The sequence below is a fragment of the Arthrobacter glacialis genome (assembly GCF_002909445.1).
GTDB classification, from domain to species: Bacteria; Actinomycetota; Actinomycetes; order Actinomycetales; family Micrococcaceae; genus Specibacter; species Specibacter glacialis.
In genome coordinates this window covers 291,556-312,648 of record NZ_PPXC01000004.1, presented here as the reverse complement: position 1 = coordinate 312,648, position 21,093 = coordinate 291,556, and the positions used below count along the sequence as shown (strand labels likewise).

Genomic DNA, 21,093 nt, shown 5'->3' with positions numbered 1-21,093 from the left:
GGTGGTCACGGTGGCGGACCCGATCCCGCCAACTGAGGAGTCACCATGATTGAGCTTTCCCTTGCCGAGGGCGTGGCAGAGATTGTTTTGAATGCGCCGCACAAATTGAACTCGCTCAAGGAGGGTGATCTGGGTGAACTCAGCGCTGCATATGACGAGGCGGCTTCTGCTGTCGCGGCTGGCAGTGTTCGGGCATTGCTGCTCCGGGGCGAGGGGCGGGCATTTTGTGCCGGCCGGGACATCGCCGGGGTTGACGGGGCCAACGACGATGCACGCCGCTACCTCGAGGGCTTGTTAACCCCGTTGCTGCAGAAGATGAGCGCATTCCCCGCACCCACTTTCGCCGCCGCCCAGGGTGCATGCCTGGGCGTGGGATTGGGACTGCTCATCGCCACGGACGTGGTCTATGTGGCCGACAATGCGAAAATCGGTTCCCCGTTCGGCAACCTCGGGGCCACGCTGGATTCCGGCGGCCACTGGCTGTTTGCCGAACGCCTAGGCATGCACCGCACCCTCGACTTGATCTACACCGCCGAACTCATGAGCGGGGAGGACGCCGTCAAGGGCGGCTTATTCAGCAGGGCCATGCCGGCTGAGGATTTACTACCGACCACGCGGGCCGCCGCCGAGAAAGCAGCAACAGGCCCCACCCAGGCATTCAACGCCAGCAAGGAACTCGTGGCAGCGATCCGCGACCGGCGGCTGGGACTGTGGGACGCCGTCGTACTGGAAAACAAGGCGCAAGTGGAGCTCTCCCACACCTCCGACTACGCCGAGGGGTTCGAGGCCTTCTCGGCCAAACGGAAACCAGGGTTCACGGGCCGTTAGTTGAGCGGACGTGTGCCCTCCGGCAGGGCGCCATTGTTCATGAGTGCCGTGGCTGCGTCTGCGATCGCCGTTAAGGCCACACGCTGGATCCACGGGCCGTAGGAAATGCGGGCAACGCCCAACTCCTGCAGTTTTGCCGGACTGAGCGAACCGGGAACATTGATGACGTTGATCTTGCCCCATCCGATGCCTGCAACCAGCGCGGTGACGGTGGCCTCGTCCAACTTTCCCGGGACAAAGATGCACGCGGCTCCAACGTCCAGATAGGCCCGTCCTCGTTCGATGGCGGCCTCCAGCACTTCCCGCGGGTCGCGGTCCCCGGCACGCAGGAAAGCGTCAGTGCGTGCATTGAGGACAAAATCGATGCCTTCCGCCGCACCTGCGTCGGCAGCCTGCTTCATCTGGGCGATGGCCTGCGGAAGAGGGCGCATCTGGTCCTCAATGTTTGCGCCCACAATGCCCACTCCGATGGCCTTCTTGATGGTCTCGCCGGGGTTGCCATACCCCGCCTCAAGGTCGGCAGAGACGGGAAGAGTCGTGGCGGCGGCAATGCGGCCCACAGCATCAATCATGAGTTGGACCGGAATGTGCTCGCCGTCCTCATAGCCCAACGAAGCCGCAATTGAATGACTGGCCGTGGCGAGGGCCTTGGTGCCGGGCAGATCCGCAATGACCTTGGCTGTGATTGAATCCCAGACGTTGACCAGTTGCAGGACTTCCGGTGCTTGGTGGAGACGGAGCAGTTCGGTGGCTTTGCTTGAAGTGTCCATGGCCCGAGCCTACGCCCCGACTGCTCCCTCCGGCTCGCAAGTCACGCACCCAGTGCGCAGATAATGTGACTTCCGGAGCTGGAAATCGCATTATCTGCACACTCGGTTCGCGGCCGCAGGCTCTAAGTCGCTACCTGGTGTCCAGATCCTCGAAGATGAGGAACGTTTGGGTGTCCAGGACGCCCGGCATGGACTGGAGCCGGTCAAAAATGACCTTGCGGAGGCCCTGGTTGTCCTCGGCGCGGACCAGCAGGATGACGTCGAAATCGCCGCCCACCAAGGCTATGTGTGCAACTTCGGGGATGGCCCGCAATTCCTCCCGGAGTTCCCGCCAGGAATGCTGGCTCACCTTCAAGGTGACATAGGCGGAGGACTTCAACCCCGCCTTAATCGGGTCCACCAGGGCGGTGAACTTGGTCAGAATCCCGTCCGTGGTCAGGCGGGAGATCCGCGAATACGCATGGGCGCGGGAGATGTGCACGTTCTCCGCGACGGTGCTCACCGACATGCGGCCATCCCGGGTCAGTTCAGCCAGGATCTTCTTGTCCACCTCGTCGAGCGGTGGTGGGGAACTCTCGGTCACGGCACTCCTGGTTCGGCTGGGGCGGGGCGAAAGACTCCCCGCAAAAAGCTGGGACCGTAACGCCTATCACATGTCATTGTGTCTCTCAGACTACGGATCTTGATCGGCAAATTCCAGAGAATTACAAAACTATGGATACAAAACGGTGTGAATCACATACTGAAGGAACAGAACATCTTTGTTGCGCCTCTGCTGATCTTGCGGGGCGAGCCGACTACCAAAGGAGGGCGGAGTTCAATGACGACCCACCCGGAATTCCTCGAGAGCCAGAGCTACATGCTGCCCTCGGCTGAACCCGTCCAGCTCATCGCCGCCGACGGCAGCGAGGCGCCAGCCAAGCAACACAAGCAATACAAGGAGCCTTACCAGCTCCCCGAGATGGCAACGATGCTGGAGGGCTATGAGCGCCTGGTGGTCGGCAGGCGCGTCAACGATCAGGCGGGAGCCTTGGTGCGGCAGGGGCGCATGGCCGTGTACCCGTCGTCGCACGGGCAGGAAGCTTGCCAGGTGGCAGCGGTCATGTGCCTGCGACGCAGCGATTGGCTCTTCCCCACCTACCGTGACACCGTGGCCGTGCTGGGCCGCGGTGTGGCCCCCGTGGAAGCCTTCGAGTCGCTGCGCGGAGACTGGCATTCCGGCTTCAACCCCCACGACTACAACACGGCCAACCCCACCACTCCGCTGGCCACCCAACTGCTGCATGCGGTGGGGGTGGCGCACTCGGCCAAGCTGCGCGGCGAGGACACAGTGGTGCTGGCACTTTGCGGGGACGGCGCCAGCAGTGAGGGTGACTTCCATGAGGCGCTGAACTTTGCCGCCGTCTTCCATGTCCCGGTGGTGTTCCTGATCCAAAACAACCAATACGCCATCTCCGTCCCGCTCATCCGCCAAAGCGTTGCCCCCTCCCTGGCTCACAAGGCCGTGGGCTATGGGATGCCCGGCGAGCGCGTGGACGGCAACGACCTGGCCGCCTTGCTGGCCGTCCTGGGCCACGCGGTGGACCGCGCACGCAACGGGGGCGGGCCGGCGCTCGTGGAGGCGCACACCTACCGGATGCAGGCGCACACCAACGCCGACGACTCCACCCGATACCGCAGTGACGCCGAGGTGGCCCAGTGGGTGCCGAAGGACCCGCTGCTGCGAGTGGAGAAATACCTGCACGACGCCGGGGCCCTGGCTGCCGCTGACCGCGAACGCATCGCCGTGGCCGCGGAAGCGATGGCCAAGACGCTGCGGGACGGGCTCAACGCGGAGACCTCGGTGGACCCCCTGGATCTCTTCCGGTACGTCTACAGCGAGCCCACACCTCAATTGCGCGAACAAAGCACCCTGCTTGCGGCGGAACTTGCCGCATCATCAGCCACCATGGGAGCCTCACGATGACCACCATTGCCCAGACGCCCCAGCCTGCCACACCGGCTGCCCAGCCGGGGGAGCGCCTGTCCGGTGTCCAAACCATCACTTTTGCCAAAGCGCTGACCTTGGCCATGGCCGACGCCATGGCCGCAGATCCCGCCGTCGTGGTGTTTGGCGAAGACGTGGGCACCCTGGGCGGGGTATTCCGGGTGACCGACGGGCTCACCCAACAGTTTGGCGAGGAGCGGTGCTTTGACACGCCGCTGGCCGAATCCGGGATCATCGGCATGGCCACCGGGATGGCCATCAACGGGATGAGGCCCGTGGTGGAAATGCAGTTCGACGCCTTCGCCTACCCAGCCTTTGAACAAATCACCAGCCATGTGGCCAAATTGGGCAATCGCACCCGCGGCCAGGTGCGCCTGCCCCTGGTCATCAGGATTCCCTACGCCGGCGGGATTGGCGGGGTGGAACACCACTGTGATTCCTCCGAGGCCTACTATGTGCACACGCCGGGGCTGACGGTGCTCACGCCCTCCACCGTGGCCGACGCCTATGTCATGCTCCGCGACGCGATCGCCTCCGCTGATCCCGTGGTGTTCCTGGAACCCAAAAAGTTGTACTTCAGCAAGGACACCGTTGACCTGGATGCCTTGCGGGCCGGGTACTCAGAAGGCGGGGGTGCTGCTGCGCCGTCCACGATTGGCCACGCTGCGATAGCCCGACACGGCACCGACGCCACCTTGATCGCCTACGGACCCTCCGTGGCAGTGGCGCTCGCGGCCGCCGAGACGGCTGCGCAAGAGGGCCGCTCCCTGCAAGTCATCGACGTGCGCTCCCTGGTGCCGTTCGACGACGAAACCATCACCGCCGCCGTTAAATCCACCGGGCGGGCCATCGTCATCGCCGAGGCTCCCGGCTTTGCCTCCATGGCGTCCGAGATTGTGGCCCGCATCCAGGAACGCTGCTTCCACGCGCTCGCCGCACCCGTCCTGCGGGTCACTGGTTTCGACATCCCCTACCCGGCGCCCAAACTCGAAAAGTACTACCTTCCCGGCGTGGACCGTATCCTCGACGCCGTCGACAACCTTCAGTGGGAGACCCCATGAGCCTGCAAGTGTTCCTCCTCCCTGATCTGGGCGAGGGTCTGGTCGAAGCCGAACTGGTCACGTGGCTGGTCAACGTCGGTGACGCCGTCCATGTGGACCAGCCCATCGCCGAGGTGGAAACCGCCAAGTCCGTGGTGGAGGTGCCCTCGCCCTTTGAAGGCGTGGTGGAAACCCTCCACGGCGCCGAAGGCGACACCCTGACCGTTGGGAAACCACTGATCTCCGTGAATTCGGCGGCAGCGGAAGTGGGGGCACCCACCCCCGCTTTAGCCACTTCCGCTGAAGGCTCCGGCAACGTGCTCATTGGCTATGGGACGTCGTCGCACGGGGGACCGGGGCGGACCCGTCCTGCGCTGCGCCAGCACCTTCATGCTCAGGACTCGGGCCCCGCCACGGTTCAGCACCGGGCCCATCTGGTGGTTTCGCCGCTCGTGCGGAAACTGGCCCACGACCACGGCCTGGAGCTCTCCAACATTCATGGCTCCGGGAGCGACGGGCTCATCCTGCGCCGCGATGTGGAGCAGGCTGCGGCGGGCGGGCCTGTACTGGCGCCCGCGGCACCGGAAGGCTCCCGCGCCGTCGTCGATCAGCGGACCGGCCTCGAAGTGGCCGGCAGGACACCGCTGACAGGCGTGAAGAAAGCAGCTGCCGCGGCGATGACCCGCAGCCGGGCTGAAATTCCTGAGGCCACAGTGTGGGTTGACGTTGACGCCACGGCACTCATGGAACTGCGGCGGGAGCTGAAGGCCAAAGATGGTGCAGCCCCCAGCGTGCTGGCATTTGTGGCACGCTTCGTCACCGCCGGTCTGGGCCGCTTCCCGGCACTGAACATGCAAGTGGCCCACAACGGGCCCGAACAAGAGCTCGTGGAGTTTGCCGGTATCAACCTTGGCATCGCCGCCCAAACGGAGCGCGGACTCATGGTGCCCGTGGTCCGCAACGTTCAAGGACTCAGCGCCCGCGCCCTGGATGAACGGATTCGTGCCGTGGCGGAGCAAGCCCGTGGCGGCAAGGCGGGGCCGGAGACGCTGCGCGGGGGCACTTTCACCATCAACAACTACGGCGTGTTTGGGGTGGACGGTTCGGCCGCCATCATCAACTACCAGGAGGCGGCCATGCTGGGAATTGGGCGCATCATGGACAAGCCGTGGGTGGTCAACGGGGAGTTGTGCGTGCGCCAGATGACCGAGCTGACCCTCGCGTTCGACCACCGCGTGTGCGACGGTGCCGTGGCCGCAGGCTTCCTGCGGTTCGTGGCCGATGCCATGGAAAACCCCGCCTCCGTGCTGGCAGACCTTTAGCGCCACTAAGGTGGGTGCATGGCAGATTCATGGCAACAACTGGGCAGTGGAATCTACAGGATGCCCAGCTCTTGCGAAAGGGCCCTGGTCAACATTGGGCTCGTTGTTGGTGCCGAACGCGCATTGCTGATCGACACCGGCTGCGGGCCGCGGCACGCACATGAAATCTTGCTCGCCGTGCGGACACTGACTGAGCTGCCGCTGGTTGTGGCCATTACCCATGCGCATTGGGACCACTTCTTTGGCAACGCCGTTTTCATGCACGACGGCGTCACCGAGTTTTGGGCGCACGCCAACACCGCGCGGAGCATCGCCGGGACGGGGGAGTCACAACGAGCCGAGGTGGCCGGAGCCGAGCCGGAAATGGCTGCCGGTACGGGGTTGGATACCGGGATTGTGGTGCCCACACAACTGGTTCACGATGATGTTGTGACGTTGGGTCTGGGTGGGATCAGCGTTGACTTGTTCACCCTGGGGCGTGGCCATACAGACGGTGATTTGATGGTCGGGGCGCCCGGTGTGCTTTTTGCCGGTGACGTGGTGGAGGAAGGCGGCGAACCGCAATGTGAGGATTCGTATCCGCTGGAATGGGTCGAGGTCCTGCACCAGCTGGCAGGCATGGGGGATAGGTTCCCCGTCATGGTGCCAGGCCATGGACGGCCCGTGACCGCCGAGTTTGCAGCCCGGATGGCCGACCGCATGGAAGCTGACCGCCCGGAGGGTTGACTCGTGACCGTAGCTGTCGCCGGCCGGGTCTACAGTGGGGATAGTGAACAAGAGCGCAAACCCCGGTGACTTTAGCCTGTGGTCCATCGCCGTCCCGGCGTTTGGGCCATCATTGCTGTTTGGCATCGGCGAAGGCGCCATCCTCCCCATCATTCCCCTCAGTGCCCGCGACCTGGGCTCCTCCCTGGCGGGTGCTGCGTTGGTGGTGGCCCTGATCGGGATCGGATCACTGGTCAGCAACATCCCGGCCTCGCTCATGACAGCAAAGTTCGGGGAGCGCCTGAGCATGATGGGTGCCGCCGGGCTCAGCCTGATCGCCCTGATGCTGTGCGGTTTTTCACCCAATCTGCTGGTCTTTGGTGCCGGGGTGTTCCTCATCGGTGCCGCGGCGGCCGTCTTCAACCTGGCCCGGCAGAGCTACCTCACCGAGGCCGTGCCGCCGCTCATGCGGGCACGCGCCATGTCCACCCTGGGCGGGGTTGGGCGTATTGGACTGTTTGCCGGACCGTTCATTGGTGCGCTGGTCATCCACCTCGTGGGCCTGCAGGGCGCCTACTGGGTTGCCGCGGTGGCCATCGGCGCTGCCGGGGTCCTGGCCTGGTGGCTGCCGGACTTGGTCAGCGGCAACGGACCCGCCCCCAAGGGGCCCATGCCCACCGTCCGCTCCTTGATCATCGCCAACCGCAGGCTCTTTCTCACCATCGGCATTGGTGTGATCCTGGTCAGCGCGGTGCGATCGGCCCGCCAGGTGGTGGTGCCGCTGTGGGCCGACAACCTTGGCCTTGACCCGGCCGCGACGTCGTTGATTTACGGGTTGTCCGGTGCCATCGACATGCTGGTCTTTTATCCCGCAGGGAAGGTCATGGACAAAAAGGGCCGCAACTGGGTTGCCGTACCGTCCATGACACTGATGGGGATCGCCTTGCTGCTCATGCCGCTCACCACGGGGGCCGGGTCCCTGCTGCTGGTGGCACTCCTGATTGGTTTCGGCAACGGTATTGGCTCCGGAATGATCATGACGCTGGGGGCCGACTACTCGCCCCGTCACGGCCGGGCTCAATTCCTGGGCATCTGGAGATTCCTGTCAGACTGTGGCGGCTCCAGCGGCCCCGCCATTTTGGCCGGGCTCACAGCCGTGGTGTCCTTGTCCTTTGGCATCGCAGCCACCGGCATCCTGGGACTGGCTGCGGCAGCTGTGCTGGGGTACTGGGTGCCGCGCAGCCGGCCCGCCACACCGGGACAGTGAGGCCTAAGGCTAGGAACGGCGTCGAACTGGCAGGGTAAGCAGCAGCGTGGCCGCAAACGTCAGCCCAAAGCCCACGGCCACAATTTGGCCCACCCCCGCGAAGAAATAAGTGATGGTGCTGACGGTTCCGGCGGCGTCGGCAGCGCGCAGGTTCAACATTGTGAGTACGACGCCAAGGGCCGCAAGGATCACCGTGCAGGCCGTCCACCAGCGCGAGGACGCCCAGTGCCTACTCGAGCCCAGCCACACATTCCACTGGGGGCCGCTCCGCATGACAGCAAGGGCCGCCAGGGCAGTCCACAACGCCACCACAAAGAACGCAGCCAGCACGTCGGCTGGGCGGTGCCATTGGTTGATGAGGGTGGAAACCCCGGCCATGATGGCGTAGCCGCCGCCCACAAAGGCGACGGCGGGTCGCCATCGCGGCGACACCACCAGAAAAACGGCGGCTGCGGCACTGGCGGCCAAAGTGCTGTGTCCGGACGGCAGCGAATTCAACGCCAACGTGGAAACGCCCATGTGCGGACGGTCAGGCAGTCCGGCTTTGATGAGCTGGGTGGAGAGATTCGCGGCAGCCATGGCGGCAATGGCAATGCCGGCAGCCTTCCAGCGGCGCCTGGCAACGGTGACGAACAGGACCACCACGGCAGCAATGACCACGGAGGTGGCAGGCAGCAGGTCCAGCAGCTGGGCCGTTTGGGCGCCGATCCGATCCCGGACCACGGCAGCCTCCACCAAAGCGGACTCGTCAATGAACTGGCCCGTGGTGGTATTGACGAAGAATCTGTACGTCAGGATTAACCCGGCCAAACTTATCAATGCCGCAACTATAAAAGGCCACGCAGAAATTCTGGGAGCACCTGCTCCGCGAGGGCTTGCGCGTCGAGATGCGGCGTGGGTATTCATCGCCTCTAGGTTCCCACAGTTTCATGGGAACACCCTGACTTTGGCGCTACAGTGGGAACATGTTTTCGCTCCCACCCCTGGATGAAGTCCTGGCCGGCGCCCACGTCGTTTCGCTCCCCATGCGCGTGAAATTCAGGGGTGTTCAGGCCCGCGAGGTGATGGTTTTCAAAGGACCTGCCGGATGGGGCGAATTTGGCCCCTTCCTGGAGTACGACGACGACGAATCCGCCAAGTGGTTGGCGTCGGCTTTGGAGGCTGGCTGGCTGGGGCAGCCAGCGAGGGTGCGTGATTGGGTGCCCGTCAACGCCACGGTTCCGGCTGTGGCGCCGGCCCAGGTTCCCGCAGTATTGGCGGCCTTTGATGCCGTTCACACGGTGAAAATCAAGGTGGCCGAGGCAGGGCAGTCCCTGTCCGAGGACGCCGCCCGTGTGGGGGCCGTGCGGCATTTGCTGCCCGAGGCCAAAATCCGGGTGGATGCCAATGGCGGCTGGGATGTTGAGCAGGCCGTGTCGGCGCTGCGAATGCTCTCCGTCTTTGGGTTGGAATATGCCGAGCAGCCCGTTGCCTCCATTGCGGAGCTGGCAGCTGTACGCGTGGCCTTGCGCGGAACTGTGCTGATTGCCGCTGACGAGAGTGTCCGCAAGGCCACGGATCCCCTTGCCGTGGCCCGTGCCGGGGCAGCAGATCTCCTCGTGGTGAAGGCGGCGCCGCTGGGTGGCGTGCGGCGTGCCCTGGAGATTGTGGCTGAAGCCGGGCTGCCGGCCGTGGTGAGTTCGGCCCTGGATTCGTCCGTGGGAATCAGCGCCGGGTTGGCGCTGGCCGCCGCGCTTCCAGAGCTGCCCTACGCCTGTGGATTGGGCACCGTGTCCCTCATGGCGGCCGACATTGCCGATCCCAGCCTGGTGGCAGTTGCCGGTGGCATGGAGGTGCGTGAGGTGGTGGCAGACCCCGGTCTGCTGGCGCAATGTGCGGCACCGGCGGACCGCCGCGAGTGGTGGCTGCAGCGCCTGCGCCGCTGCTACGCACTGCTCTGACAACTCCCTGTGAACCCAGGATGAGCTCATGATGATTAGATGGGGCTGTGACTTTTCTTAGCTCAATGGACTCCGCCCGCTATGTAGTTGACGCGCTTGAACGCGCAGGGGTGGCACATGTGGTGCTGGCGCCGGGATCGCGCAGCGCACCCCTGGTGTATGCCCTGGCCGAGGCAGAAGCCGATGGCAGGCTGAGCACGTACGTGCGCATTGACGAGCGTGTGGCCGGATTTACGGCGCTGGGGCTGGCCCTGGGAGCTGACGCCGCCGTGGCTGTGGTGACCACCTCCGGAACGGCCGTCGGCAATCTCCTGCCAGCGGTGATGGAGGCAAACCACGCCGGAATCCCGCTTGTGGTGCTGTCCGCCGACAGGCCCGATGAACTGCGCGGCACGGGGGCCAACCAGACAACGAACCAGCTGGATCTCTTTGGCGAGCACGTACGCTTCGCCACGGACGTTGCGGCCGGCATTGACCCCACCTCTGCGATCTCCACGGCCCTTAGTGCCGCGCGCGGACGGCTCGAAGGCATCCCGGGCGGGCCCGTACAGGTTAATTTGTCGTTCCGGGATCCGCTGACGCCAGCGCTGGACGGTTCCGAATGGGAGCGGCTGCTGCCAGTTGTTGATGCGCCCGGTACAGCCGGTTCACCCAGTGAACTCGGTGCACCCGCGAAAGCCGATGAAGGCGCCGAGCCCGTCATGGTGTTGCCCTCCACCAGTCACCGGACGGTGGTGGTGGCCGGGCACGACGCCGGTCCCGAGGCCGAGTACTTTGCCCGCATGCTGGGGCTGCCGCTGCTGGCGGAGCCCTCTTCCAACGCCCGCTTTGGGCCCAACGCCATTGGCCCCTACCGCCTCCTGCTGGAGCAATTTGGACCCGAAAGTTCCAGCCCCATCCAACGCGTGGTGCTGTTTGGCCGCCCCACCCTGTCCCGGGAAATCAGCACGTTGATGGCCACCACTGGGCTGGAACGGGCGCTGTATCTGCCAACTCCCGTGACGTGGTTTGAATCCGGCCGGCGGCCGGAGCTGATCCTGACCCAGTGGGACCAGCTGACTGGCTTTGCCGGGTGCGGGCCAAGCGGCTGGCTTCAGGCCTGGCAGGATGCCTCCGCTCACGCTGAAGGCGCCCTCGACGCCGTACTGGCGGAAGCGCCGCAGCCCGGTGCGCTGGCCGGTCAGCTGGTGGCCCGCAAACTGTGGGAAAGGGCCCAGCAAGATCCCGGCAGCAACCTGGTGCTGGGCTCGTCCAACCCTGTGCGCGACGTTGACCTAGCCGGAAAGCCCACTGAAGAAAGCAACGCCAGGATCTTCGCAAACCGCGGTTTGGCGGGCATCGACGGCACCGTCGCAACAGCCACGGGTGTGGCGCTGGCAACGCACAAACCAACCCGCGTCCTGGTGGGTGACCTGACCTTTTTGCACGACTCCGGTGCCCTGAACATTGGTTCCAGCGAGCAGGCGCCCCCGCTGCACATCGTGGTCTTGAATGATGGCGGTGGCGGCATTTTCTCAGTCTTGGAGCACGGTGAGCTCGCGGCGGCACCGGACTACGCGGCCGCCGTCGAACGCTTCTTTGGCACACCACACACCGTGAACCTGGCAGCCTTGGCCGCCGCCTACGGTTTCAGCCACACCCTGGTCCGTACGGCTGCGGAGCTGGATGCGGCACTGGCCGGGCCGGTGGCCGGGCGGCGCATCATCGAGGTGTCGGCCACACGGGCAGGCCTGCGCGAACAGCACGTCCGCATCGCCGCCGCCCTCAAAACCAACTAGCCCGCAGAAAACGCCGAAAAACACCTCAAAATCGTGAATTTTCGCCGTTTTCTGCGGGTCAGTTTGGAAAGCGGCGTTTGTGCCGGGGTCTGGTTGCAAGCTTTTATGCTCAGTACAGTGGGAACACAGCTGATGCATAGCAAGCCTTGATGGAGTGGATGCCATGAATAACTCGCCGCACCCCGACCATGACAGGGGCCTGGAATTTGATCTGGGCACCATGTTCACCCGCCGCCGCACCTTGGGCCTCATGCTCGGAGCCGGCGCCATCGCGGGCCTGGCGGCCTGCACACCGGCTCCCGGCGGCACCGCCTCCACAGCTGGCGCCACTATGGCCGCTACGTCTGCACCCGCCGCCGCAACCACTCCTGCTGCCACGTCCAGCAGCACACCCGTTGCCACTGCACAGGTCACCCGTGCACTCGCCGAATGCACCGCCAACACCCCGGACACTCCGGAGCAAACAGGTGGCCCGTACCCGGCCGACGGCTCCAACGGGCCCGACGTCCTCACGGCGTCCGGAGTGGTTCGCCGTGACATTGTGGCCAGTTTTGGCTCCTCGACCACCAGGGCCGAGGGTGTTCCGCTGACGGTCACCTTGACGCTTCTGGACAATGCGCAGGGCTGCAAACCGCTCTCCGGTGCCGCCGTGTACCTGTGGCACGCCACCCGCGACGGCAAGTATTCCCTGTATGACCAGGGCCTGGAGAACGAGAACTTCCTGCGCGGCGTCCAGGAGGCCGACGCCAACGGCCAGCTCACGTTCACCACCATCTTCCCGGGTGCCTACAACGGCCGCTGGCCGCACATGCACTTTGAGGTGTTTGAGAGCATGTCCAATGCCACCTCGGCGGGACAAATCCTGCGCACATCCCAAATCGCCATGACGGAGGCCTCCTGCAATGAGGTGTACGAGTCCGCCGGATACGAATCCAGCCAGCAGAACTTCCCCAACACGACGCTTGCCAGCGACATGGTTTTTGGGGACGACGGCGGCATCCACCAATTGGCGTCAACCACCGGTTCCGCCGCGGCGGGGTACGCCGCGGCCTTGAACGTCATCATCTAGCAAAAAACCAACTGACCCGCAGTAGTGGTCGAAAAAACGCGATTTCTCGTCGTTTTTCGACCACTACTGCGGGTCAGTTCGAAGGAACGGGGTTAGAGGACCCTGCTGAGGAACTCCTTGGTCCGGTCATGCTGGGGGTTGGCGATGATGTCGCGCGGGTTTCCGCTCTCCACCACCACGCCGCCGTCCATGAACGTCAAGGTGTCGCCCACTTCGCGGGCAAAACCAATCTCATGGGTCACCACAATCATGGTCATTCCTGACTTGGCCAGTTTTTTCATGACTTCAAGGACATCGCCCACCAGCTCGGGGTCCAGAGCTGACGTGGGCTCGTCAAAGAGCATCAACTCCGGCTCCATGGCCAGCGCACGGGCAATGGCAACACGCTGCTGCTGGCCACCTGACAGCTGAGCCGGGTAGAAGTTGGCGCGATCGGAAAGACCCACCATCTCCAACAGTTCAAGTGCCTTCAGTTTGGCCGCTGCCTTGGACTGGCGCTTCACCTGGGTGGGAGCCTCAATCACATTTTGCAGGGCAGTCTTGTGCGGGAACAGGTTGAAGCGCTGAAACACCATGCCAATCTCCCGGCGCTGGCCGGCGATCTGCTTGGTGTTCAAGTCGTGCAACTTGCCGTTGATCTCCTTGAACCCGATGAGGGCATCGTGGACATAAATCCGGCCGGCACTGATGGTTTCCAGGAGGTTGATGCAGCGCAAGAGCGTTGACTTGCCGGAACCTGACGGGCCGATGATTACTGAGACCTCGCCGGGTTTCACGCTCATGTCGATGCCCTTGAGCACATGGTGCTCGCCGAAGAACTTGTGGACTCCCTGGATGTCCACCAGCGGCTTGACCCCGGCGGGTACCGGCGAGGCCGTTGAAGTTGTGTCGGTCATTGCTTGCCACCTTCCGTGGTTCCGTCGGTGGTTTTCACCGGGTTTGCATGGGCCGAAGCAGCAACTTCAGTGGCCTTGACCGGAGCTTTCATGACGTTGTCAACGCCCTTGCCAAAGTGCCGTTCGATGTAAAACTGGCCCACCATAAACACTGAGGTGATCACCAAGTACCAGAATGCGGCGACCATCAACAACGGGATGGGCAGGAATGTACGGCTGGCCAATGCATTCGTCACGAATGTCAGGTCCAGGGTGAACGGCACAGCCAACACCAGCGAGGTGGTTTTGAGCATGCCGATGGTTTCATTTCCGGTGGGAGGAATGATCACGCGCATGGCTTGGGGCAGGATTATCCGCCACATGACCTTTGACCTGCGCATGCCCAATGCCTCGGCCGCCTCCATTTGGCCATTGTCCACGGACTTCAGGCCGGCCCGGAAGATCTCCGCCAGGTACGCGGATTCGTTCAGGCCCAGGCCCACGATTGCCGCGACGGTTGCGTTGATGACCGTGGCCGTGTCCCAAGAAAACAGTTCCGGGCCAAAGGGGACGCCAACAATGATCTTGGGATACAAGGCCCCGATGGATCCCCAGAACAGCAGCTGGGTGTACACAGGGGTGCCACGGAAGAACCAGACCCACACCCAGGAAACGTACCTGAACAGAGGGTTGTCGGATTGGCGCATGAACGCCAGCAGGATGGCCAGCACAATGGCAATGACCATGGAGCTGGCGGTCAGGATCAGCGTCCAGCCCACGCCCTGGATGACCAGTACGTCGAAGACATAGGTCCGGAAGGTTCCCCAATAGAACTTGGGGTTGGTGGTCATTGACTGGATGACCAAGATGAGGGCCAGCAGTATGGCGGCGGCACCAACCCATCGCCACGGGTGACGAACGGGAACTGCGTCAATCAGTTCAAGGCTGGCGTCCTTGCCCACCATGGTCTGACGCCGGGATCCCCTGCTCAATTTTTCGGGGCGGGGTTCAGGACCGCTTGGGTGACGGCACCTTCAGTGTTGTTCCACTTTTCCAAGATCTTCATGTAGGAGCCATCATCGATGAGCTTGTTCATGACCTTCTCGATCACACCGGCAAATTCGGTATCAGCCTTGGCGATCGCGATGCCTTGTTCGGCGGAGTCATACACATCACCCAAAGTTTCCAGCTGGCCATTTGTCTTGGCCATCGCATTGCGGGTGATGGGGGAATCGGCGCTCATGGCGTCGATGGTGCCACCAACCAGTCGGGTGGTGACCTCAGTCTGGTTCTTCAGCGAGATGATTTCGATGGCAGGCTGCCCTGCTGCAACACAGGCCGCGGAACGGTCCTTCACGTCAGGGTCTTCTTGGACGGTTCCCGTCTGGACGCCCACCTTCTTCCCGCACAGGTTGTCCATGGTGATGCCCTTGGGGTTGCCCTTTTGCACTGCCCACAGCACACCAGCATTGAAGTAACTAATGAAGTTCACGGCCTTTGACCGTTCTTGCGTGACGGTGAAAGACGACAATCCCATGTCGTAGACGGTGCCCAGCTTGGGGAGAATGCCTGAGAAGTCAGCTGTCTGAACCTCTGCCGTCTTGCCCAACGTTGCTGCGATTGCCTTGGCAAAGTCAACGTCATAACCGATGGGCGTCTGTCCGTCCTTGTCCAGGAACTCGGCTGGTTCGTAGGAGGTATCGGAGCCTACTGTGAGGGTGGCTTTTTCCTTCAGGGCTGCTGGCAGCAACGCAATCAAGGCGTCGTCCTTGGCTACTGTCGTGGGATCGAACGCGGCAGGCTGTGAAGCTCCTCCGCTGCTTTCGCCGCCACCATCCTGGGATGCTGTGGTGCAGCCGGTCAGTGCCAATGCTGCGACGGCAGCTACCGCGGCGAGACGAACTGACAGTTTGGTTGAAATATGCATTTTTAGCCCTTTGTTTCATGGAACAGTGTGTCGATGAAATATAGTGTAGCCCCGAGTGATTTGCATCACGGTAAACGACATTTCACTATTGAACAACTTTTTACCTAGGCTAGCAAGTGGCCGAGACACGATCGTGTCTGACATTCCAGACTCAGCGACCCACTTTAACGGTTCTGTGGAACGTTCAAGGCTTGCAGCATGGGACGGAATTTAGCCCACGTCTCGGCCAGTTCAGCCTCCGGATCCGAGGCCTCCACAATGCCGGCGCCCGCATAAAGGCGCACGCTGTGCGGGTCTTCCAGCACTGCCCCGCGCAGGGCGATGCCCCATTCGCCGTTGCCGTCACCATCGAGCCAGCCCACCGGTCCGGCGTAGGGTCCACGGTCCATTTTTTCAAGCTCCAGGATGAGCGTTCCGGCTTCCTCCCGGGGGGTGCCGCACACTGCTGCCGTAGGGTGCAAAGCCTCAACCAAGGCCAAGGAACTGGGTAAATGCCCGTTGGAACTGGCCAATTCGGCCGTGACATCTGAGGCAAGGTGCCACACATTGGGCAGCTCCAGGATGAAGGGTTCGGCCGGGAATGCCAGATCGCTGGCGAATGGCGCCAGTTGCCGGACCAGGGACCTGACAGCAAAGTCATGTTCCTGGCGCTGCTTGATGGAGCCGCCCAAAACGGTAGTGGCAAAGCCCGTGGACCCGGCGGGTTCGTCTTCCCGATCCAACGTTCCGGCAAGAACCCTTGCCTGGGCCACCGAGCCGTCAATTTTGATCAAAATTTCCGGTGTTGCGCCCACCAGGCCGTGCACCCCGTAGGTCCAGCATTCGTCGTATAGGCGTATTAATCGTTGCAGAATTGAAACTCTCTGCACCGGTTCGGCGAACGTTGCCACCACATCCCGGGCCAAAACCACCTTTTCCAGGCCGCCCCGGGCAATGGCCGCCACCCCTGCGGTGACTGAATCCTTCCACTGGTCCTCGGTGAGCGCCCCGGAACGCACCGTGCCGGCGGGGGCGGGCTCCGGCGTCGAGCTGTCAGCAGGTGATGCCCCTGCTATTGCCGAGCGCAGCAGATGGAGGGCGGATTCGGCGGTGGGGGCAGTGCCGTCCACACTCATCTGGGTCAGCCAGGTGGTGCCACCGGAAAAACCCACCACCAGTTCCGGGACAATCAGCACCGATTCATAGCTGCTGGTTTTGGAGAAGGCAAAGGAGCCAAACGCCATGGCGCCGGTGCCGGGCAGGCGCAGGGGGTTGATGATCCGGGCATCGGCCAACAGGGTTTTCCACCATTGTTCGGCGTCGGCAAAACGCCCCCGCCCGGCACCTGTAAAAGCGGTGACTTCACCAAAGCCCAGGAATCCCTCGCCGCGCCGCAGCCAACACAGCGGATCGGTGCCGCCCAGGGTGCCCAGCAAGCTGGCGGGGTTGGTCACGCCGAGCTCACCCAGCGTGGCCGGATCCAGGGCCGTAGTCAGGGTGCGCAGCGAATGGGTGCCCAAGGAAGCAGTCATGATGAGTCCAGATTACTCGCCTGCAGGCCCAACTTCGGCTCAATCGCGGTGTGATGGCCCACAAGTGGCGTACTGCACCGCAACGCAATGCACGATCCGCTTCAAAGTTTGAGAGACTAAAGGGGTGAACCGTGCATCTTTGGAGAAGCGTCCGGAAGAAATGGCCGCCATGTTTGACGACGTGGCCCCAAAATACGACATCGTCAATGACATTCTGTCCCTGGGGCAGACGCGCCGGTGGCGCCGCATTGTGGTGGACGCAGTTGGTGCTGTGCCCGGCCAACGGGTCCTTGACCTGGCTGCCGGTACCGGCACCTCCAGCGAGCCATTTGCCGACGCCGGTGTTGATGTAGTGGCTTGTGACTTCTCGGTGGGCATGTTGAAGGTGGGCAAACGCCGCCGCCCCGACATTGACTTCATCGCCGGGGATGCCACCAACCTGCCCTTCGCCGACAACTCCTTTGACGCCTCCACCATTTCCTTTGGCCTGCGCAATGTCATGGATCCGAAGAAGGCACTGCGGGAGATGCTGCGCGTTACCAAGCCCGGCGGCAAACTGGTGGTGGCCGAGTTCTCGCACCCCACCTTTTCACCGTTCCGCACCGTGTACACCGAGTATTTGATGCGGGCGCTGCCTCCCATCGCCAAAAAAGTTGCGTCCAACCCGGACGCCTATGTTTACCTGGCTGAATCCATTCGGGTCTGGCCCAACCAGGACAACTTGTCCGCCTGGCTCACCGAGTCCGGCTGGGAAAACGTTGCCTACCGGAATTTGAGCGGCGGCATTGTGGCAGTCCACCGCGCCGTCAAGCCGCTGCAGTCGGCCGAATCTTTCCCCGCCAACTAACGTCCGCCAACTAAAGGAACTCCACCCACCGTGAAGGTACTGATAGTAGGGGCTGGTCCTGCCGGATCCACAGCGGCCTACCACCTGGCCACCGCCGGGATTGATGTGACGGTGCTGGAAAAGACCCGTTTCCCGCGCGAAAAGGTGTGCGGTGACGGCCTGACCCCGCGTGCAGTGCGCGAAATGCAGCTCATGGGCCTGCCGCATGACCCTGCCGAGGGGTGGCGCCGGAACAAAGGCCTGCGCCTCATTGCTGGCGGGCGGCAGGTGGAGGTTCCTTGGCCGGAACTGAGCAACTTCCCGGATTACGGGCTGATCCGGACCCGCTTGGGCTTCGATGAATCCTTGGCCACGCATGCCCGTGCCGCAGGTGCGCTGATCCTTGAGGGTCACTCGGTCTCCACAGCGTTGACGGACGACGCCGGAACCGTGGTGGGTGCCCGCGCGTCGCTCATGGATGACTCGGGTAAGAAGACGGGCGAGAGCAAGGACTTCTTCGCCGACCTGGTGCTGGCCGCAGACGGCAACTCCACCCGCACGGCTGTGTCCCTGGGCCACGAAAAACGCGACGACAGGCCCATGGGTGTTGCGTACCGGACCTACTTCACCTCCCCTCGCCACGATGACGACTGGATGGAGGGGTGGCTGGAACTCCCCGACAAGCAAGGCAACCCGCTGCCGGGCTACGGCTGGGTTTTCGGCGTTGGCGACGGCACTTCCAACGTGGGCCTGGGCATTCTCAACTCCTCCAAGGCGTTCGGGAAGCTGGACTACCGCCAGGTGCTGCGCGACTGGACAGGCGCCATGCCGCCCGAGTGGGGTTTCACTTCCGAAAACCAAGTGGGCCCCATCCGTGGCGCAGCCCTGCCCATGGGGTTCAACCGGACTCCGCACTACTCACCCGGGCTTTTGCTGCTGGGTGATTCCGGTGGCATGGTCAGTCCCTTCAATGGCGAAGGCATTTCCTACGCCATGGAATCGGCCCGCTTCGCCGCCGAGTTCATTCAACGCGCGGCCGGAACCAACTCCGTGCTGGCCGCCAACCATGCCTTGTCCGGGTACAGCGACTACGTCCGCGAACAGTGGGGCAGCCACTTCACCTTGGGGCGGGTCTTCGCCCAATTGATCGGCAAGCCGGCCATCATGAAGCTGGCGCTGCGAACCGGCATGCCGATCCCTGTGCTGATGCGTTTTGTGGTCCGCATGATGGCGAACCTCACCGACGCCGGGGAACGAGGTTTTGAGGATAGAGTGATTCATCTACTGGAGAAGCTGGTACCAGCCACCAGTAATCAAGACTTTCCCCGCACGCCCAAGCAACAATCCCTACCAATAGTTAGTGTTAAGCAGTGACTACTTCCGCGAAACATAGCTGGACCCACGCCGGACACGGGCTGCCCGAGTCGCAGGACGCCAACCCCAGCACCATGGCCATTGCCACAGGTTTGCAATTGCCGTCAGGCTTCTCCGCTGTCGCTGATGACCCGGAGCTTGGCCCGTCCATTGCCATGAGCCTGGCCAGGGTGGAAAAGGTACTTCGTGAAGCCATTGCCAATTCGGATCCCTTGGCCGATGCTACAAGCAGGCACCTGGTAGAAGCCGGTGGCAAGCGCATCCGGCCGTTGCTGGTACTGCTCGCTGCCCACCTGGGCGATGCCAGCCGTAGAGAAGTGGTGCAGGCCGCCGTTGTCGTTGAGCTGACCCATCTGGCCACGCTCTACCACGACGACGTCATGGACTCCGCGCCGTTCCGCCGGGGTGCGCCCACGGCCCATGAGGTGTGGGGCAACACCGTCGCCATCTTGACCGGCGACTTGATCTTTGCCCGGGCCTCGATCCTGGTGTCCGAACTCGGTGGTCGGGCGCTGGAAATTCAGGCCCGGACCTTTGAACGCTTGTGCCTGGGTCAGCTGCACGAGACGGTGGGTCCGCGCGAGGATGAAGACCCGGTAGAGCACTACCTTTCCGTCGTAGCCGACAAGACGGCTTCCCTCGTGGCAGCCTCCGGCCAGCTTGGTGCCATCTTTGGTGGGGCGCCGGAAGAGTTGCAGGACGTCATGCTCGAATACGGCGAAAAAGTTGGGGTGGCTTTCCAGCTGGCTGACGACGTCATCGATGTCACCGGGCTCAAGCAGGTTTCCGGGAAATCACCGGGAACTGATCTGCGCGAAGGCGTACCGACCCTGCCCGTGCTGTTGCTGCGTAAGGCCGCCGCCGACGGCGATGCCTCCGCCGCTGCTGTGCTGACGCTCGTTGATGGCGACCTGAGCGGCGATGAAGCTCTGGCTGAGGCTGTTGCCGCACTGCGCGAGCACCCCGTCACCGCGGAGTCCTGGGTGGTTGCCCGCGAATGGTCCGCCGACGCGATTGCCGCATTGGCGCCCCTGCCCGAGGGCATGGTCAAGGCAGCGCTCACCTCGTTTGCCGAAGCAGTGGTGTCGAGGGACGTCTGATCCCCACCAAAAAACCAACTGACCCGCAGTAATCCCCACCCGCTCCCCAAACCTCGTCCCTCGGTCGGGGCCCCTCGCGGGCGTGGGCCCTCGAAAAAACGCGATTTCGCGGTGTTTTTCGACCACTACTGCGGGTCAGTTGCTTAGCTAGACGCGGCCACCCAAACGGGGAAGAACAAACGGGCTAACAGCCTCTTCACTGTTGTTCCAATGAGTGGGCTCGTTCAACCGCTTTGCCTCCGTGGCAGCGGCTACCGCCAGTCCGGCGTCGTCAACGCTGAGCATCATGCCGCTGTGCTGCAGATTGAAGAAGCGGATCACCACGCGGCGGCCATTGACGTTCCAAACACAGGCCGGCACAACGGGGTCGTGCCACGGATTGGCCGGCTCGCCGTAGTGCGCCGTGAGCTGGGCCCAGATGGCCTCATAGCCGGCACGGGTGGAAAGATCATTGGTGGTCATGGAGGTGTAGGGCTGCATACTGACGCCCATGAATTTCCCGTGGTACTGCGTCCACGAGCTGAAAAGATCCCCGGCAAGAGGGGTTTGCAGGGCAAAGTGCGCCGTGGCCGAGACGGTGGATGCATCATCCCATTTGGCCCCCGAGGCGAAACCCAGCCGCTGGAAGAAGGCTTTGCGTTCAAAATCTGAGCGAGGCCACATGCCCGCAACCAACGTCTCCACGAGTGCCACGATGGCGGCTGGGTCTGGAATCAAAGCTGGCGAATGCTCCTGTGCGTCCATATCGCTACGCTACATCCAGCGGAGGAATAT

General features: G+C 63.2%; 20 protein-coding genes. 12 read left to right on the top strand and 8 right to left on the bottom strand.

Going from position 1 to position 21,093, the window contains the following annotated elements; all coding sequences use genetic code 11:
• The first annotated feature begins 45 nt into the window (after positions 1-45).
• Positions 46-828 carry an enoyl-CoA hydratase/isomerase family protein gene (locus CVS27_RS07020; RefSeq protein ID WP_103465016.1) on the top strand — a complete coding sequence of 261 codons (783 nt, stop codon included), beginning with the start codon at positions 46-48 and terminating at the stop codon, positions 826-828.
• Here CVS27_RS07020 and CVS27_RS07015 read toward each other — a convergent pair.
• Entirely contained in the window at positions 825-1,598 is a 774-nt protein-coding gene (locus CVS27_RS07015; RefSeq protein WP_103465015.1) for an isocitrate lyase/PEP mutase family protein, read from the bottom strand. The two genes, CVS27_RS07020 and CVS27_RS07015, sit on opposite strands and share 4 nt — an antisense overlap.
• A gap of 130 nt (positions 1,599-1,728) precedes the next feature.
• Positions 1,729-2,181, bottom strand: coding sequence for an Lrp/AsnC family transcriptional regulator (locus CVS27_RS07010; RefSeq protein ID WP_103465014.1), 453 nt, complete (start codon positions 2,179-2,181; stop codon positions 1,729-1,731).
• Positions 2,182-2,418: 237 nt separating this feature from the next.
• Here CVS27_RS07010 and CVS27_RS07005 point away from each other — a divergent pair, with 237 nt between their 5' ends.
• Genes CVS27_RS07005 through CVS27_RS06985 form a run of 5 tightly spaced genes read left to right on the top strand, consistent with a single transcriptional unit; the run spans position 2,419 to position 7,919 of the window.
• Positions 2,419-3,564, top strand: coding sequence for a thiamine pyrophosphate-dependent enzyme (locus tag CVS27_RS07005; RefSeq protein WP_103465013.1), 1,146 nt, complete (start codon positions 2,419-2,421; stop codon positions 3,562-3,564).
• Entirely contained in the window at positions 3,561-4,646 is a 1,086-nt protein-coding gene (locus CVS27_RS07000; protein WP_103465012.1) for an alpha-ketoacid dehydrogenase subunit beta, read from the top strand. The genes CVS27_RS07005 and CVS27_RS07000 overlap by 4 nt, the downstream gene beginning before the upstream one ends.
• Entirely contained in the window at positions 4,643-5,947 is a 1,305-nt protein-coding gene (locus tag CVS27_RS06995) for a dihydrolipoamide acetyltransferase family protein (protein WP_103465011.1), read from the top strand. Before CVS27_RS07000 ends, CVS27_RS06995 begins: the two co-directional genes overlap by 4 nt.
• A gap of 18 nt (positions 5,948-5,965) precedes the next feature.
• Entirely contained in the window at positions 5,966-6,673 is a 708-nt protein-coding gene (locus CVS27_RS06990) for an MBL fold metallo-hydrolase (protein WP_103465010.1), read from the top strand.
• A gap of 43 nt (positions 6,674-6,716) precedes the next feature.
• Positions 6,717-7,919, top strand: a complete 1,203-nt coding sequence (locus CVS27_RS06985) for an MFS transporter (RefSeq protein ID WP_243400080.1) — start codon at positions 6,717-6,719, stop codon at positions 7,917-7,919.
• Positions 7,920-7,928: 9 nt separating this feature from the next.
• Here the strand turns inward: CVS27_RS06985 and CVS27_RS06980 are convergent, their stop codons facing one another.
• Positions 7,929-8,738 carry a phosphatase PAP2 family protein gene (locus tag CVS27_RS06980; protein WP_243400079.1) on the bottom strand — a complete coding sequence of 270 codons (810 nt, stop codon included), beginning with the start codon at positions 8,736-8,738 and terminating at the stop codon, positions 7,929-7,931.
• A 146-nt stretch (positions 8,739-8,884) separates the two neighbouring features.
• On the opposite strand from CVS27_RS06980, the gene CVS27_RS06975 reads away from it, so the two are divergent.
• From CVS27_RS06975 to CVS27_RS06965, 3 genes are all read left to right on the top strand, one after another.
• Complete coding sequence (locus tag CVS27_RS06975; protein ID WP_103465007.1) at positions 8,885-9,859, top strand: o-succinylbenzoate synthase; 975 nt, start codon at positions 8,885-8,887, stop codon at positions 9,857-9,859.
• 65 nt (positions 9,860-9,924) lie between these two features.
• On the top strand, positions 9,925-11,637 hold the full coding sequence (gene menD / locus CVS27_RS06970; protein ID WP_103465006.1) for a 2-succinyl-5-enolpyruvyl-6-hydroxy-3-cyclohexene-1-carboxylic-acid synthase: 1,713 nt from the start codon (positions 9,925-9,927) through the stop codon (positions 11,635-11,637).
• A 163-nt stretch (positions 11,638-11,800) separates the two neighbouring features.
• Positions 11,801-12,706: a dioxygenase family protein gene (locus tag CVS27_RS06965; RefSeq protein ID WP_103465005.1), complete on the top strand. Its 906-nt coding sequence runs from the start codon at positions 11,801-11,803 to the stop codon at positions 12,704-12,706.
• A 92-nt stretch (positions 12,707-12,798) separates the two neighbouring features.
• Here the strand turns inward: CVS27_RS06965 and CVS27_RS06960 are convergent, their stop codons facing one another.
• The 4 genes from CVS27_RS06960 to CVS27_RS06945 all read right to left on the bottom strand — a co-directional run bounded on the left by CVS27_RS06960 (position 12,799) and on the right by CVS27_RS06945 (position 17,019).
• A complete protein-coding gene (locus CVS27_RS06960) occupies positions 12,799-13,602 on the bottom strand; it encodes an amino acid ABC transporter ATP-binding protein (RefSeq protein WP_103465004.1) in 804 nt (267 codons plus the stop codon).
• On the bottom strand, positions 13,599-14,546 hold the full coding sequence (locus CVS27_RS06955) for an amino acid ABC transporter permease (protein WP_103465003.1): 948 nt from the start codon (positions 14,544-14,546) through the stop codon (positions 13,599-13,601). Before CVS27_RS06955 ends, CVS27_RS06960 begins: the two co-directional genes overlap by 4 nt.
• 23 nt (positions 14,547-14,569) lie before the next feature.
• Positions 14,570-15,508: an ABC transporter substrate-binding protein gene (locus CVS27_RS06950; protein WP_103465002.1), complete on the bottom strand. Its 939-nt coding sequence runs from the start codon at positions 15,506-15,508 to the stop codon at positions 14,570-14,572.
• A gap of 164 nt (positions 15,509-15,672) precedes the next feature.
• A complete protein-coding gene (locus tag CVS27_RS06945) occupies positions 15,673-17,019 on the bottom strand; it encodes an isochorismate synthase (RefSeq protein ID WP_103465001.1) in 1,347 nt (448 codons plus the stop codon).
• Positions 17,020-17,143: 124 nt separating this feature from the next.
• Between CVS27_RS06945 and CVS27_RS06940 the strand changes: the two genes are divergently transcribed.
• Genes CVS27_RS06940 through CVS27_RS06930 form a run of 3 tightly spaced genes read left to right on the top strand, consistent with a single transcriptional unit; the run spans position 17,144 to position 20,319 of the window.
• Complete coding sequence (locus tag CVS27_RS06940; protein WP_103465000.1) at positions 17,144-17,866, top strand: demethylmenaquinone methyltransferase; 723 nt, start codon at positions 17,144-17,146, stop codon at positions 17,864-17,866.
• 30 nt (positions 17,867-17,896) lie between these two features.
• The gene (locus CVS27_RS06935) at positions 17,897-19,219 is read left to right on the top strand and encodes a geranylgeranyl reductase family protein (protein WP_103464999.1); all 1,323 of its coding nucleotides are present in this window, start codon (positions 17,897-17,899) and stop codon (positions 19,217-19,219) included.
• A complete protein-coding gene (locus CVS27_RS06930; protein WP_103464998.1) occupies positions 19,216-20,319 on the top strand; it encodes a polyprenyl synthetase family protein in 1,104 nt (367 codons plus the stop codon). Before CVS27_RS06935 ends, CVS27_RS06930 begins: the two co-directional genes overlap by 4 nt.
• Positions 20,320-20,466: 147 nt before the next feature.
• Here the strand turns inward: CVS27_RS06930 and CVS27_RS06925 are convergent, their stop codons facing one another.
• Positions 20,467-21,063, bottom strand: a complete 597-nt coding sequence (locus CVS27_RS06925; RefSeq protein ID WP_103464997.1) for a hypothetical protein — start codon at positions 21,061-21,063, stop codon at positions 20,467-20,469.
• Between the last annotated feature and the right edge of the window lie 30 nt (positions 21,064-21,093).

Bases quoted from the DNA above. Each gene is read 5' to 3' on its own strand.
- CVS27_RS07020 (WP_103465016.1), top strand. From the start codon at position 46: ATGATTGAGCTTTCCCTTGCCGAGGGCGTGGCAGAGATTGTTTTGAAT.
- CVS27_RS07015 (WP_103465015.1), bottom strand. From the start codon at position 1,598: ATGGACACTTCAAGCAAAGCCACCGAACTGCTCCGTCTCCACCAAGCA.
- CVS27_RS07005 (WP_103465013.1), top strand. From the start codon at position 2,419: ATGACGACCCACCCGGAATTCCTCGAGAGCCAGAGCTACATGCTGCCC.
- CVS27_RS07000 (WP_103465012.1), top strand. From the start codon at position 3,561: ATGACCACCATTGCCCAGACGCCCCAGCCTGCCACACCGGCTGCCCAG.
- CVS27_RS06995 (WP_103465011.1), top strand. From the start codon at position 4,643: ATGAGCCTGCAAGTGTTCCTCCTCCCTGATCTGGGCGAGGGTCTGGTC.
- CVS27_RS06990 (WP_103465010.1), top strand. From the start codon at position 5,966: ATGGCAGATTCATGGCAACAACTGGGCAGTGGAATCTACAGGATGCCC.
- CVS27_RS06975 (WP_103465007.1), top strand. From the start codon at position 8,885: ATGTTTTCGCTCCCACCCCTGGATGAAGTCCTGGCCGGCGCCCACGTC.
- menD (WP_103465006.1), top strand. From the start codon at position 9,925: ATGGACTCCGCCCGCTATGTAGTTGACGCGCTTGAACGCGCAGGGGTG.
- CVS27_RS06965 (WP_103465005.1), top strand. From the start codon at position 11,801: ATGAATAACTCGCCGCACCCCGACCATGACAGGGGCCTGGAATTTGAT.
- CVS27_RS06960 (WP_103465004.1), bottom strand. From the start codon at position 13,602: ATGACCGACACAACTTCAACGGCCTCGCCGGTACCCGCCGGGGTCAAG.
- CVS27_RS06955 (WP_103465003.1), bottom strand. From the start codon at position 14,546: ATGGTGGGCAAGGACGCCAGCCTTGAACTGATTGACGCAGTTCCCGTT.
- CVS27_RS06950 (WP_103465002.1), bottom strand. From the start codon at position 15,508: ATGCATATTTCAACCAAACTGTCAGTTCGTCTCGCCGCGGTAGCTGCC.
- CVS27_RS06945 (WP_103465001.1), bottom strand. From the start codon at position 17,019: ATGACTGCTTCCTTGGGCACCCATTCGCTGCGCACCCTGACTACGGCC.
- CVS27_RS06925 (WP_103464997.1), bottom strand. From the start codon at position 21,063: ATGGACGCACAGGAGCATTCGCCAGCTTTGATTCCAGACCCAGCCGCC.